Annotated in this window: 11 protein-coding genes and 1 pseudogene; 8 read left to right on the top strand and 4 right to left on the bottom strand. The window is 69.3% G+C overall.

The window, feature by feature from the left end; all coding sequences use genetic code 11:
* The first annotated feature begins 29 nt into the window (after positions 1 to 29).
* From J2852_RS32490 to J2852_RS30970, 4 genes are all read left to right on the top strand, one after another.
* On the top strand, positions 30 to 1307 hold the full coding sequence (locus J2852_RS32490) for an IS6 family transposase (protein ID WP_209883086.1): 1278 nt from the start codon (positions 30 to 32) through the stop codon (positions 1305 to 1307).
* 69 nt (positions 1308 to 1376) lie between these two features.
* Positions 1377 to 1733: a beta-barrel domain-containing protein gene (locus J2852_RS30960; RefSeq protein WP_209883088.1), complete on the top strand. Its 357-nt coding sequence runs from the start codon at positions 1377 to 1379 to the stop codon at positions 1731 to 1733.
* Between the two features lie 163 nt (positions 1734 to 1896).
* Positions 1897 to 2328: a hypothetical protein gene (locus J2852_RS30965; RefSeq protein ID WP_211112393.1), complete on the top strand. Its 432-nt coding sequence runs from the start codon at positions 1897 to 1899 to the stop codon at positions 2326 to 2328.
* Between the two features lie 64 nt (positions 2329 to 2392).
* Positions 2393 to 3166, top strand: coding sequence for a hypothetical protein (locus J2852_RS30970; protein ID WP_209883090.1), 774 nt, complete (start codon positions 2393 to 2395; stop codon positions 3164 to 3166).
* Positions 3167 to 3168: 2 nt separating this feature from the next.
* On the opposite strand, the gene J2852_RS30975 is transcribed toward J2852_RS30970, so the two are convergent.
* Together J2852_RS30975 and J2852_RS30980 are read right to left on the bottom strand one after the other, a co-directional pair.
* Complete coding sequence (locus tag J2852_RS30975) at positions 3169 to 4470, bottom strand: efflux RND transporter periplasmic adaptor subunit (protein WP_209883092.1); 1302 nt, start codon at positions 4468 to 4470, stop codon at positions 3169 to 3171.
* An 87-nt stretch (positions 4471 to 4557) separates the two neighbouring features.
* Positions 4558 to 5787: an ABC transporter permease gene (locus tag J2852_RS30980; protein ID WP_209883094.1), complete on the bottom strand. Its 1230-nt coding sequence runs from the start codon at positions 5785 to 5787 to the stop codon at positions 4558 to 4560.
* A gap of 148 nt (positions 5788 to 5935) precedes the next feature.
* Between J2852_RS30980 and J2852_RS30985 the strand changes: the two genes are divergently transcribed.
* The 4 genes and pseudogenes from J2852_RS30985 (at position 5936) to J2852_RS31000 (ending at position 9130) form a co-directional block, all read left to right on the top strand.
* Complete coding sequence (locus J2852_RS30985) at positions 5936 to 7483, top strand: TolC family protein (protein WP_343206857.1); 1548 nt, start codon at positions 5936 to 5938, stop codon at positions 7481 to 7483.
* Positions 7480 to 7998 carry a hypothetical protein gene (locus J2852_RS30990; protein ID WP_209883096.1) on the top strand — a complete coding sequence of 173 codons (519 nt, stop codon included), beginning with the start codon at positions 7480 to 7482 and terminating at the stop codon, positions 7996 to 7998. The genes J2852_RS30985 and J2852_RS30990 overlap by 4 nt, the downstream gene beginning before the upstream one ends.
* Before the next feature lie 283 nt (positions 7999 to 8281).
* A pseudogene (locus tag J2852_RS31905) lies at positions 8282 to 8443 on the top strand (IS6 family transposase); the annotation flags it as partial.
* A 183-nt stretch (positions 8444 to 8626) separates the two neighbouring features.
* Positions 8627 to 9130, top strand: coding sequence for a hypothetical protein (locus tag J2852_RS31000; RefSeq protein ID WP_209883100.1), 504 nt, complete (start codon positions 8627 to 8629; stop codon positions 9128 to 9130).
* Here J2852_RS31000 and J2852_RS31005 read toward each other — a convergent pair.
* Both J2852_RS31005 and J2852_RS31010 read right to left on the bottom strand, forming a co-directional pair.
* Positions 9124 to 9861: a response regulator transcription factor gene (locus J2852_RS31005; RefSeq protein ID WP_209883102.1), complete on the bottom strand. Its 738-nt coding sequence runs from the start codon at positions 9859 to 9861 to the stop codon at positions 9124 to 9126. The two genes, J2852_RS31000 and J2852_RS31005, sit on opposite strands and share 7 nt — an antisense overlap.
* Positions 9858 to 12677 carry an ATP-binding protein gene (locus J2852_RS31010; protein ID WP_246500125.1) on the bottom strand — a complete coding sequence of 940 codons (2820 nt, stop codon included), beginning with the start codon at positions 12675 to 12677 and terminating at the stop codon, positions 9858 to 9860. Before J2852_RS31010 ends, J2852_RS31005 begins: the two co-directional genes overlap by 4 nt.
* Positions 12678 to 13155 lie beyond the last annotated feature (478 nt).

The following is a 13155-nucleotide window of genomic DNA, read 5'->3' on the forward strand; positions in this document are numbered from 1 at the left end:
CGCGTCCGGGATAACGGCCTCTTTGCGTCGTGCCATGCAGGGGCTCCTTTCGCTTCAGGATAACCCCACCGAGCACGAAATTCCGGATACTCCCGCTCCCTTTCGACCCTGCAAAACGTCTGCTTCCCCTGATCCCTGCCGGCCTGCTGGTCCAGCACGTCATCCCCCGCGCCGATTGCGTCACCGTCCTGAACACATCGCGATCGGCGGCGGCCAACTGCCCGCTGTGTGGCGCCCCCTCGCAGCGCGCACACAGCCGCTACAAGCGCACCCTAGCCGACCTACCCTGGCAAGGGCGGACCGTCGTGGTCCGCATCGAAGCCCGCCGCTTCCGCCGTCTGGCCGCCACATGCCCGCGGCGAATCTTCGCCGAGCGCCTGCCGGAGAGCACCGCCGGGCCGTGGGCGCGCCGCGCGCTCGGCGACATCCAGCGCCATCTCGGGTTGGCCTTGGGTGGTGAAGCCGGGGCGCGCTTGGCACAGCGCCTAGCCATGCCGGCCAGCGGCGACATGCTGCTGCGGCTGGTCCGCCAGACCGTCCCCAGGGCATCGGCCGACACCGTCAAGTTCGGGCTGGCCGGTTCGCTGGGGCGACGGTACGGGGCCGGCATGACCACGCGCCCCGATCCCCTGCACGCCGGCGACCGGTTTCCTGCCGAGGTGATCGGCTACGCGGTGCGCCTGTCATTCCGCTTCCCGCTGAGCTTGCGGATGGGCGAGGAGATGCTGGCACTGCGCGGCAGCACCGTCAGCCACGAGACCGTGCGGCAGTGCGGCCTGACGTTCGGCCGCGTGATCGCCACCCGCATCCGCCAGCAACGCCTTGCCCGGGGCGATGAATGGCATTTGGATGAGGTCATGATCAGCAGCGCCGGCAAGAGGCACCACCTGTGGCGCGCGGTCGGCTGGGACGGCTTCGTCCGCGCCCGGCTCGTGCAGAGGCGGCGCGCCACAACGGCGGCCAAGCGTCTGTTGTGCAAACTGTTGAAGAAGCCGGGCCGGGCGCCGCGCGTGCTGATCACTGACACGCTGCAGTCTCACGCCGCGGCCCAACAGGACCTGCAACTGCGCGGCGAACACCGCCGGCACCAGGGCCTGAACAACCGCGCTGAGAGCAGCCATCGACCAACCCGACGACGCGAGCGGCCGAGGAAGCGTTTCACATCACCCCAGCAGGTCCAGTGCTTCCTGTCCATCCACGATCCGATCGACAACCTCATCCACCTCCGCCGCGATCACCGCCCCGCTTCCGAGCACCGCACCGCCCGAGCCCGGGCTTTCGCCGCCTGGGCCGAGGTGGCCGCATAATCACCCCATCCAACGCCCATTCCTCGTCAAACCGCGCCGGTCATCATCACCGCGGCCAACGAGTTGACGGTGCCGGCGACGGACATCGACGTGGTGCACGCCGGCCTGCCGGCCAAGGTGGTGCTGAGCACGCTCAAGAGCCGCACGACGTCGCAGCTGGACGGCGTGGTGCTGCGGGTGTCGGCCGACGCGCTGACCGACGAGCGGACGGGGCAGCCCTACTACGGTGCTCGCGTCGCGGTGGACGCAGCCCAGCTCGGCGCGCTGAAGGGGGTGCGGCTGCAACCGGGCATGCCGGAGGAAACGCTGATCGTCACCGGCGAGCGCCCCCTGCCGACCTACCTGATGCAGCCGCTGAGGACAGCTTCCGCAAGGCCTTCCGCGAGGAATGAGCCGAGCGGCTCGGGCATTTTACCGCACCTTTAGGTTCCATTCTATCGTATGAAATGCATCATTTTTGAGTTACGACTCCCAAAGATTGTTCACCTTAGGTAGATTTACCCCCGATCCGGATCGTCCGCAGGTCCGGGTTCGCAACGCGGACCGCGCATTTCAAGGACGTCCGCACATCAAGGGGAAACACAAGACCATGTACGCCATTCTCAAGGGGGCCATCGGGCTTGCGGCCGCGTCGTTCGTGTCGCTAGGGGCCGGCGCGGCCTCGGCGCAGTCCACCGCGACGCTGACGCTGAAGAACAACACCGCCGTGGCACTGACCTATCAGACGCACAGCTGCATCGGCAGCCTGGACGCCCCGTGGCCGGCGTCCATCGGCGCGACCCCGGCTACCCGCAACGCGTACAGCACCCTGACCTCCAACGGGTGCAGCGTCACCTACCAGCGGTCCGACAACGGCCGTTCCTGCCGCTTCGTTGCCACGCGTCTGCGCAGCTCGCTGACCGGGCCGTGGAACTACCCGACGGTCAACGCGACCGCAAGCAGCACCGGCATCACCTGCACCTACACCATCACCAGCGTCAGCACCAACGGGGATTGGGCGGTTACGCTCAACGTGAACTGATGATGTTCGACGGGACCGCACGCCGGTCCCGTCCTTCACCAAGGCCCTCACCAAGGGATGCTCGATGATGATTTCCGGCCAAAGCGCAGTCACTCCGGCAGCCTCGACCGTCGTGGCGAACAAGGATGCAAAGGCGGTCGCCGCCCGAAGCGAGACCGCTTCCGCCCCGGCACCCTCCGACGTGTCTCAGGCTGCCGGCGGCAAAAAGGATTTCGCGACGGTCGCCAAGGACGCCCGGTCGGCCATCGATGCCGCCTACAAGAAAGTCGGCGTGGAAAACGGGGCCAGCCTGTCTCTCCAGGACCGGCTGAGCGTCTTCTCGACCATGGACCGACGGTCGCTGTATGCCGTGGCGAGCAACGCTGGAGGCCACTTCAGCAAGGAAGAACAGTTCGGTGCCGCGGATGCCATGGAACTCCAGTTTCAACAAGCTCGTGGCATCGATCCGTTCAATCCCGCCACGATTCCCAACACGGCGAGCGGCATGGCGGCGGCGTCGAAAGCCGGCATCAAGTTCCTCGACAGCGTGAGTGACGAGGAGAAGCAGTCCGTCACGTGGGCGGCCCACCGCGCGACGGCCCAGAATTTCTATGAAGCCGTGTCGCAAGGAGCCGGGGAAACGCCGGAGAACCTGGACAGCGACAATCCACTGGTCAAGGTTCTCAAAGCGGCGATGACCGCAGGGCGCGGCGATCCCGCCCGCGACCGCACCGAAGGCCGCATGGACACCCTGGAGGGTCTGAAGAAGCAGCCCTGGGCCAAGGGATTCGAAGCGCAGATCGACCAAGCCTTCCGTGAATCGGCGCGGCAGGGCTCGCTGCTCGACCGCAAGGTCTGAGCTTAGGGAAACGAACCGGCGGAAAGCGGGCCGGCGACCACCGCGTCGCCGGGTTGCAGACCCGCCCGGATCTCCAGGCCGGTGGGCGTCGGCTCGCCCACGGTGACCGCGACGGTCCTCTCGGTGCCGGTCGCCGGGTCGCGCACGCGCACGAACGTCCCCGACGGCGTCCGCAGCACTGCGTCGGGCGGCAGCACGATGCTGGACGCGCTCTCGTACAGGATGACCGACAGGCTGGCCGACATGCCGATGCGCACGTGCCGCCGCTGCTCTTCCGTGAGGTCCGGCAGTTCGACGCGGATGGCGAAGCTGGCCGCCGTGGAGCCGTTCTCCCCCGCCGTGGCCTGATGCGCCACCCAGGCGATCCGCCCCGGCATCGGCCCATCGGGGAAGGCGTCCCCGCCGACCTCCACCGGCTGGCCGAGGCGGACGCGGTTCACGTCCATCTCGTCCACGCGGGCGGACACCGCCAGAGTCTCCAGATCGGCGACCGTCAGCAGGATCTGGCTGTTGGCGACGGCGCTGCCGGTCTCGACGGCGGTCGGTCCCGCCAATCCCGCACCGCCGGTGGCGGGCGCCTTCAGAACCAGCCCGGAGACCGGCGCCGCCACCGCCGCGCGGTCGCGTTGCCCCTTCAACTCGTCGCGCCGCGCCTCGGCGTTGGCAAGCTCCAGCTCTGCCATGCGCCGGGCGTCGGGGCCACCCTGCCGGAGTGCCGCGGCCAGATCCTCGCGCGCCGTCGCCAGGGTGGAGCCTTGCGCCTCGGCCTGCCGCAGCAGATCCTCGTATTCCTGGCGGGGGATGATCCCCCGGTCGATCAGCGGCTTGGCTTCCCGCACGCGCCGCTGCGCCTGCTCGGCGTCACGCTCCGCGCCCGCCACCTGACGCCGCGCGCGGGACACCTCGGCCCCGCCGCTCCAGTGCTTCAGTTCCTTGACCCGCTGGGCGGCCTTGAGCAGGGCGGCCTCGGCGTCGCGCAAGCGCATCTCCAGCTCGGCGCCGTCCATGACCAGCAGCGTCTGCCCACGCTCGACGCGCTGGCCGTGCTCGAACCGCTTCTCCTTCACGGTGCCCGCGAAGGGGGCGATGACGTTCACGCTGCGGCCCGGCTCGATGGTGCCGATCACCGACAGGCGGGAGACCACGGGGGATGCCTGCGCGATGATGGTTGCCGGGGCGGCCGGAGACGCGGCCCCGACCGGCACCGGCCGATCCGGCCCCGCCAGCCCGGCCAGAACGGCGGCCACCGCTGCCGCGCCGACACCGAGCCACACGGTCTTCCCACGATCCGCCAGAAACGTCATTGGTCGAGCGACCCAGCCCGTCGGTTGAACGCCAGACCGAAAGCTACCACCGGCAGATGCGGAAAGGAATGCGGACGTTCCCGGGAATCATTCCCCGCGCAAGGCCTGGATCGGGTCCAGGCGCGCGGCGCGCACGGCGGGGTAGAGGCCGAAGAACAGCCCGACGGCCACCGACATGCCCAGGCCCAGCGGCAAGGCCACCGCCGGCAGGGCGAACGGCCAGCCGGCGGTCTGGGCGTAGAACGCCGCCGCCGCCGTGCCGAGCGCGGTGCCCAGCGCCCCGCCCGCCAAGGACAGCGCCAGCGCTTCCACCAGGAACATGGCGCGGATGTCGCGGGGCCGCGCCCCGACCGCGAGCTGCACGCCGATCTCCCGCCGGCGTTCCACCACGCTCATCAGCATCACGTTCATCACCCCGACCCCGCCGACGACCAACGAGATCGCGCCGATGGCCGAGAGCAGCAGCGTGTAGACCTGCATCTGCTCCGCCATCGCGGCGATCAGCTGCCGCGCGCTCTGGACCACCACCGGGCGGGCGCGCGGCCCGGTGGCATGAGGCTGGGCGAAGTGGGTGACGGCGGCCTGCCGCGCCGCCTCGTCGCCGACGCCCGGCGCCATGCGCGCGATCAGGGTGGTGATCCCGGCGGCCGGCGCGATGCGCCGCAGACCGGCAAGCGGGACGAAGGCCGCGCCGTTCAGATCGACCGGCAGCAGCGGGTTGGCCACCGTCTCCTCCAGAACGCCGATCACCGTGTAGCCGTATCCGCCCATGCGCACCACGTCGCCGACCGCTGGCGGCCTCCCCTCCTCTCCCAACCGGCGGGCAACACCGGCGCCGAGCACCGCGAAGGTCTGGCCCTCGTCGAACGCCGACAGGAAGCGCCCCTCGGCCACGCGCAGCCGCGCCACCGGCGGCAGGTCGGCGGTCACCCCGGCGACGCTGGCGGTGACGCGGCTGCGGCCGTGGGCAATCTCCACCCCGGCGATGGCCAGGGGGGCGACCGCGTCGATTTCCGGACGGTCGCGCAGGGCGGCGGCATCGCCGGGGGTGAAGGGCGTCAGCCGGCCGGGCTGGGCGGAATCCTGGTGGACCGCCAGCAGGTCGGTGCCCATCGCCTTGAACTGGCCGAGGGCCTGTTGCTTTGCGGTCTCTCCGATGGCGACCATGGCGATAACCGCCGCCGTGCCGATGACGATGCCCAGCAGCGCCAGCAGCGAGCGTTGCCGCATGGCGCGCAGGTTGCCGACCGCCTCGGCGGCCAGCGTGCCCAGCAGACCGGTCCCCAAATGTGTTGAACGGCCGGAAAGGTCGAGCATGGGCAGGCGATCCCGCATCGATGCACCGCCCGAAGGCTGTGCGGCTTCTAACTTATATCCTCATCGGTTGCAAGCGGGGTGGAGCCGGGTCGAGCGAGCGTCTATACTCCGCCCTTCGTTCCGCAGGACGTTGGAGGCGAATTTCACGGTGGGCGCGGCGTATGGAACCGTCCTCGGCGGCATCGCGACGCTGGCTATGCTTATGCTGGGCCTGCTCACGTTGGGCGCGGGCGTTGCGCAAGGCCAACCCCTGCCCGCCCGCTCCTACGCCGAGCCCGGCGCGCCGCCCCTTCCCACGGCACAGGGGCCGGAGCTGCCGCTGACCCTGCCGGAGGCGGTTTATCTGGGCCTGCGTCAGAACCCGGCGGTGCGCAACGCCTATCTCCAGCGCGTGCTGGACAAGTTCAACCTGCGCGTGGCGGAATCGCTGTTCTCGCCCAAGGGCAACATCGTCGCCTCCATCAGCGCCGACCGCACCGGCCCCGGCCTGAACGGCAACGCGCGGCTGACGCCCACGGTGCAGCTGCTCACCCCGCTCGGCACGGCGATCAACTTCGGCTGGGACGTGGGGCAGCGGGCACAGCGGCAGTCCGGCGACGGCCTGCTGGCCGGCAACTCCGCCCTGACGCTGACGGTGATCCAGCCCTTGCTGAAGGGCGCCGGCTACGACGTCGCCACGGCTCCGCTCCGCCAAGCACGCCTGGAGGAACGCTACAACCAGCTCCGCCTGAAGAGCACGGTCGCCGACACGGTGACCGAGATCGTCCGCGCCTATCACCAGTTCATTCAGGCCCGCCAGCAGATCGCGCTCGCGCGCGGCGCGCTGAGCCGCGCCCGCGAGCTGGAGGCGACCAACCAAGCGCTGATCCGCGCCGGCCGCATGGCGGAGGCCGAACTGGTCCAGGCCCAGGCGACTACCGTAAACCAGGAGCTGGCGCTGCTCCAGGCCGAGAACGCCTTCGACGCGGCCCGGCTGCACCTGCTGGCGCTGCTGGGGCTCGATCTGAACACGCGGATCGCGCCGGCCGACCGGCTGACCGCTGAGCCGGTCCGGGTCGAGCTGGAGACGGTGTGCGCGCTTGCCTTCGACAACCGACCGGACTATCTGGCGCAGCTGATCGCCATCGAGGCGGCGCGGATCGGGCTGGACGTGGCGAAGAACCAGCGCCTGTGGGACCTGACGCTGAACGCCGGGGTCAACGTCCCCGGCAGCGGCCGCACGGGGTGGCGCTCCACCGAGCGTTTGCCCAACACCAAGACGGACCTGCGGGCCGGCGTCCAGCTGAACATCCCCATCAACGACCCGGCCATCGAACGGCAGGAGGTGCAGGCCACCATCGGCCTGCGGCAGGGCGAGGTGCAGCTGGAGCAGCTGCGCGCCCAGGTGGACCGGCAGGTGCGCGACGGGGTGCGTGGGCTCGACGCCGCGTGGCGCCGCTACACGCTGAGCCGGCGGGCGCGCGAGCTGGCCGAACGGACGCTGGAGGCGGAGACCATCAGGCTGCGCGCCGGGCGGTCCAGCAACTTCCAGGTCGTGTCGTTCCAGGACCAGCTGCGCGTCGCTGAGAACGCGGAGCTGGCCGCGCTTGTTGGGTATCTAGACGCCCTTGTGGCGCTCGACCAGCAACTCGGCACGACGCTCGACACATGGCGCATCCAACTGAACGACGGCCCGCCGAACGGTGGGGGACCATGACCGTCCGCCTCCTTTCGACACTCCTTGCCGGCGCCGTTCTGCTCGGCGCCTGCGCACAGCCGGAGGTGCTGTCGCGCCCGCTGCCCACGCCGACCATGGCGTTGCCCAGCGGCGATGCGCCTCCCCTGCCCTCCTACGCCCAGAAGACCGGGGAAGAGGCGGCCTCCATGACCCTCGGCGACGGCGCGGACGACGCCGCGGATTGGCTGGGCGAATGGCTGGCCGCAGTTCCGCACCCACCGCGTTCCGGCACCTTCCGGCAATCGGACCGGCAGCTGTTCGGCCCGCAAGGCCTGGCGGCCAGCCGGGCCGGGACCCTCTACACCCGTCCGGACGGCGGCTGGACGCGCCGGGACAACGACGTCTTCCTGCACTCGGACGGGTCGTCCACGGTGCGCCGGGGCGACGTCTTCTTCCATTCCGACGGCACCTGGAGCCGACGCAGCGGGCAAGTCATCCTGCGGTCCGATGGAAGCTCATGCCGACTGGCGGCCGGGGCGGCGACCTGTTTTTGACGCTGGGGGCGCCGGTGCGAGCGCTTGCGGCTTGCCCGCGCTATGAGCGGCGCGGCGGACAAGCTTGGTGGAGACCGGGATTGAGATGTCGGCAATCGCGACGGATCCGACCGGCCGAAGCGCAGAACCGGCGGTGCGCCTACTGCGGTGAACCGATGCTGTAAGAGACCGGCAGCCCTTTGACGGCGAGCGCGGAGCACGTCGTGCCGCAAAGCGCGGTGGCCGCGCGGGCACCGTCAAGTTCGGGCTGGCCGGTTTGCTGGGGCGACGGTACGGGGCCGACATGACCACGCGCCCCGATCCCCTGCACGCCGGCAACCGGTTTCCTGCCGAGGTGATCAGCTACGCGGTGTGCCTGTCCTTCCGCTTCCCGCCGAGCTTGCGGATGGTCGAGGAGATGCTGGCGCTGCGCGGCATCACCGTCAGCCACGGGACCGTGCGGCAGAGAAAGCGTTTCACATCACCCCGGCAGGTCCAGTGCTTCCTGTCCATCCACGATCCGATCAACAACCTCGTCCACCTCCGCCGCGATCATCGCCCCGCTTCCGAGCACCGTACCGCCCGAGCCCGGGCTTTCGCCTGGGCCGAGGTGGCCGGCGCACCGCTGGCCGCGTAATCACCCCATCCAATGCACATTCCTCGTCAAACCGCGCCGGTCATCATCACCGCGGCCAATGAGTTGACGGTGCCCGTAGCGGTGATGGCGCCGTCGGGAACCGGCAAATCGACCCTGCTGATGAGCCTGCTGCTCGACGAGGCCTTCGCCAGCCTGCCGGCGAACCGGCGCGCGGCGGTGCTTGCTCACCTCCGGCAGCGACGCGTGACCTGCCTGCTGACCACCCACGACCCGGTGATCGCCGCCCTCGCCGACCGGGTGCTGCGGCTGGAGGACGGCCAGCTGCACGAGCATTTCGTCCCGCAGACCTTGCTGTTTCCGCCGCCCGACACGCCGGCCGCCCCCTTCCCGTTGCCCACGGTCCCGCGCTGCTACAGGGCGGTCGCGCTGGAGCGCTTCACCGGAGGCCCCGACCTGCGCCTGACGCTGCGGGTGCCGGGCGGCGCCGGTGCGTGGCTAACCGTCGCTTCGGCGCTCGGCATGCTCCTGGTGGCCCGTTCCGTTCTGCCCTATTGAGGATCGTCCGCTTCAAGCGCGTACCCGATCCCCCGCACGGTCGTGATCGGCATTGGGGAGCCGTCATCCAGTCGCATCTTGCGGCGCAATCGTGTGATCAGGGTGTCAACCGTGTGTTCGCTGACGGAGCGCGGATCGCGGTTGCTGATAACGTCCAGCAGATACTCCCGGCTGACCGGCTTCGGCCGCATCGCCGCCAGGGCCGCCAGGATGTTGAACTCGCCCGTCGTGAGCGCGAGGTAGGAGCCGTCGGGCCGGAACAGCGCGCGGCGGATGAGGTCGAGCTGCCAGCCCCGGAACGTCAGCGGCGCTTCCGCCGGCGCGTGTGGCGGAAGCAGCTGCGAGGGCGCCGTCGAGCGGCGTAGCAGGTTGCGGATGCGGATCAGCAGTTCCTGCAGGTTGACCGGCTTGGTGACGTAGTCGCCGCCGTACGACAGCCCGGCGATGCGGTCGGCATCGCTGTCCCGGCCGGTGACGAAGATCAGCGGGATCTCCTCGCCCAGGCGCAGCGCCTTGGCCAGCGCCAGACCGTCGCCGTCCGGCAGATTGATGTCGAGCAGCACCAGATCGGGCCGCCCGGCCGCCAAGCGGGCCTTGAGAGCTTCGCCGCTCGGCGCCGGCACGACGCGCAGGCCCTGCCGTTCCAGGTAAGAGATGATCACCTCCAGCGTTTCGGGCGCGTCCTCGACCACAAGGACCGTGCGCCCGGCCAGTTCGTCCCCGATTCTCACGATCCAATGCTCCCCGCCGCAGTCATGGTAAGCGCCGCTTTTGCGTCCCCGCCGTCGATGGCGCGGAGCACGGCGACGACCCGGAACCGCAACGCCTCTGTGGCCGCGCCCAGCGAGTCGTCGGTGTCACCCCTCCTCTCTGCGACGGCAAGCGCGAGATGCTCCAACGCCCGCGCGTCGGCGCTGAGTTCGGGAAAGCCGTACGTGGCACCGCTTCCCTTCAGCCGGTGCGCGACATCGGCCAGACGCTCCGGCGGGGGCGACCCGTCCTCCAGCACCTCCAGCACCTCCCGGCAAGCTTCGGCGAAGGTCGCCAGCAGCCTCACCCGATCCGCGGGGAGGAAAGCGGGGAGAGCCGGTTCCGCGCGACCGGGATCAGCCGGCGCGTGTCGGGCAAGCGCGTCGAACAGCGCCTCGGGGTCCACGGGTTTGGGCAACACCTCGTCCACCCCGGCGTCCCGGTACAGAGCGCGGTCCTCGGCCGAGGTGTTGGCGGTCACCGCGATGATCGGCACCATGGCCGTGTCCGGGTCCGGGAACGCGCGCAAGCGCCGCGTCACCTCCAGCCCGTCCATGCCACGCAGCCGCATGTCGAGCAGCACCACGTCGAAGCGCTGCTCGACGAGATGGGCAAGCGCCTCCTCACCGCTCTCCACATAGACGGCGCGATGACCACCGGGGCGGAGGTACTCCCGCATGACGGCCTGATTTTCCGGCGCATCCTCCACCACCAGAATGTCGAGCGCGCCGGGGTCCGGCAACGCGCCGAACCGCTTTTCGGGAGCGGTCGGGGCCGGGGCTGGGCGCGTGGGTATCGTGACGGAGAAGACCGAGCCGCCGCCCGCCCGGTCCCGCAGTTCCACCGATCCACCCATCCGTTCGACCAGCCGGCTGACCAAGGCGAGGCCCAATCCGGTTCCGTCGCGCCGGCTGCCGTCCACGCGGTGGAAAGGCTCGAAGATGAGCGCCCGTGCCGCCGCCGGCACGCCCGGTCCGGTGTCGGCGACGGTCAGCATCAGGGTCGCCCCCGCCTCGGCCGGGTAGGCGGCCAAGGTCACATCGACGCGGCCCCGCTCGGTGAACTTGACGGCGTTGCTCACCAGGTTCAGCGCCACTTGGCGCAGCCGCAGCGGATCGATCCAATGGTGTGGCGTATCGACGCCGGCGGTATCCAGGATCAGCTGCAACCCCTTTTCCTCCGCGGCGGGCCGCATCAGGGTCACGGCGTCCCGCACCGTTTGAACGGCGTCCGCCGGCTGCACCTCCAGTTCCATCCAGCCGGCCTCCAGCCGCGACCATTCCAGGATGGAATCGAGCATGTCCATCAGGTGCCGGCCGGCATTGTCGGCCACCAGCAGCCGTTCCCGAATCGGGCCGGCCGCATTCCCGTTTCCGCCGTCGCGCAGGATCACCCGCACCATGCCCAATATGGCATTCAGCGGCGTGCGCACCTCGTGGCTGAAGTTCGCCAGGAAACGCTCCAGCATCGCGGACTTGTCGGAGAGGGCGCGGGTACGCTCGGCGACCTGACGCTCCAGCCCTTCGTTCAGGGCCGTCAGTTTCTGCGACAGATCGCGAACCTCTTCCAAGGCGCTCACCACCCGGCGGCCGAGCAGCAGCGCGTGCGAGAACAGGAACACGAGGGCGCCGTAGGGAACGAGATCGATGCTTTCGTAGAAATGGGCATACATCAGGGCGTCATGGACCACCGCCGCCAGGAAGGTCAGGACGCCGACCCCCAGGAGCAGAACCCCGCGATGGCGCCGCCGCGCGGCCACCCCAAGGCGCCACGCGAAGTAGAGCGCGGAGACGAGAAGCAGCGCGCTGGCCACGTCACGAAACCGCGTGAACACGACCGGCTCCGCCAGCAGGACCAGCAGCACCCCCGCCACGGACAGGCCCATCAGGACCCGACCGACGGCGCGGTGCAGGCAGCCGGGAAACAGCTCGCGCAACAGGAAGAAGTAAATCGGATAGAACAGGTAGATCGGCAGATATTCCAGCCGGTAGGCCCACACCTCTGGCAGCGATGGAATGTAGATCCGCAGCAACTCGCTCGTGCAGGCTAGCCGGAGGGTGCAGGCGAGCAGAAGCAGAAGCAGGAACACCGGCGCCGTACTCGATTTACGACGCATCAGGGCGGCGATGAACAGCGTCATCGTGACGAGCGACATTAGCACGCCGGCGTTGGTCATCAACTGCCGCTGCCAATCCCGCGCCAGCTCGCCGTTTCCGTCGAGGTGCAAGGCCTTTCCCAGACCGCCCTCGAAATGGAAATGGTTGGACACCTCGATCGCCAGTTCAATCGACGACCGGCCGCCGGGCAGCGCGATCAACCGCGTGGCGGAGACCGGCGCCTCGGCACCCGCATCGAGCGCCGGCGTTCCCGCCGCACCGACGACCCGCCCATCCGCCCACACGCGCATGGTGGAATAAGCAGGCGGAACCTTGAGCGTCAGCGGCGGTGTGTCGGGTGGAAGCAGCAGGCGCAGACGGTATGTGGCCGCTCCCCAGCCATCCATGCGCCGACCACCAGGCAGTTCCGTCCCGTTCCAAACCGCGGGTAGCGTCACAGTCGTCCACGCGCGCCCGTCCGCCTGCGGCAGAGGCAGCGCGCTTTCGGCCCCGGCCAGCCGTTCCCAGGAGACCAGCCACTCGCCGGAAAGGTCCACGACCCCGTCCGTCTCCGGATTCCAACCACGCAGGTCGAGGACGCCATGCTCCGAAGCTGGGCCGTACAGCGCGAAAGCCGGGCCGCCCATCAGCAGGACGGCAACCACCAGACCGGCCCCTGCCAACCACGATGCCCCGTGCATGCGCCCGGCCAGACAGTGAATAGACCTTACGCAGCGAAGCATGGACGACAAGGAGCGAATGAAGTGGTGCAGCTTTGAGAACCTGTTCACATTAAGGCACACCCTTTTTAGTGCCGGGCGCGATGCGGTTCCGACGGTAAAGGTTGGTGGCGCAGTGCAGGCGGTCTGCTGATATTGCTGCCTATGTATTGTATGTGCACCGCCGTTCATCCCGCAAGCACCACGCCGGTGTTGTGGGACGTGTTCTCGGACGTTGGTGCCTTCGTCGCCGAGGCGCTGGCCGATTGGCGGCGACGACAGCGGACGGCACAAGGTCGATACGCGCCGAAATGTTTGTTTTGGGTGGAGGAGTTTCGGGTAGAGGCTCTGTCGCCACCTTTGATACGTAAGCGGTGTTCTCAGGCCACGGCGGGTTCCGCCTGCCGGGTATGGCCCCAGGGCAGGAGCTCATCGAGCTTGGTGATCGGATGGCCGCTGG

This window comes from Azospirillum soli (genome assembly GCF_017876165.1).
GTDB classification, from domain to species: domain Bacteria; phylum Pseudomonadota; class Alphaproteobacteria; order Azospirillales; family Azospirillaceae; genus Azospirillum; species Azospirillum soli.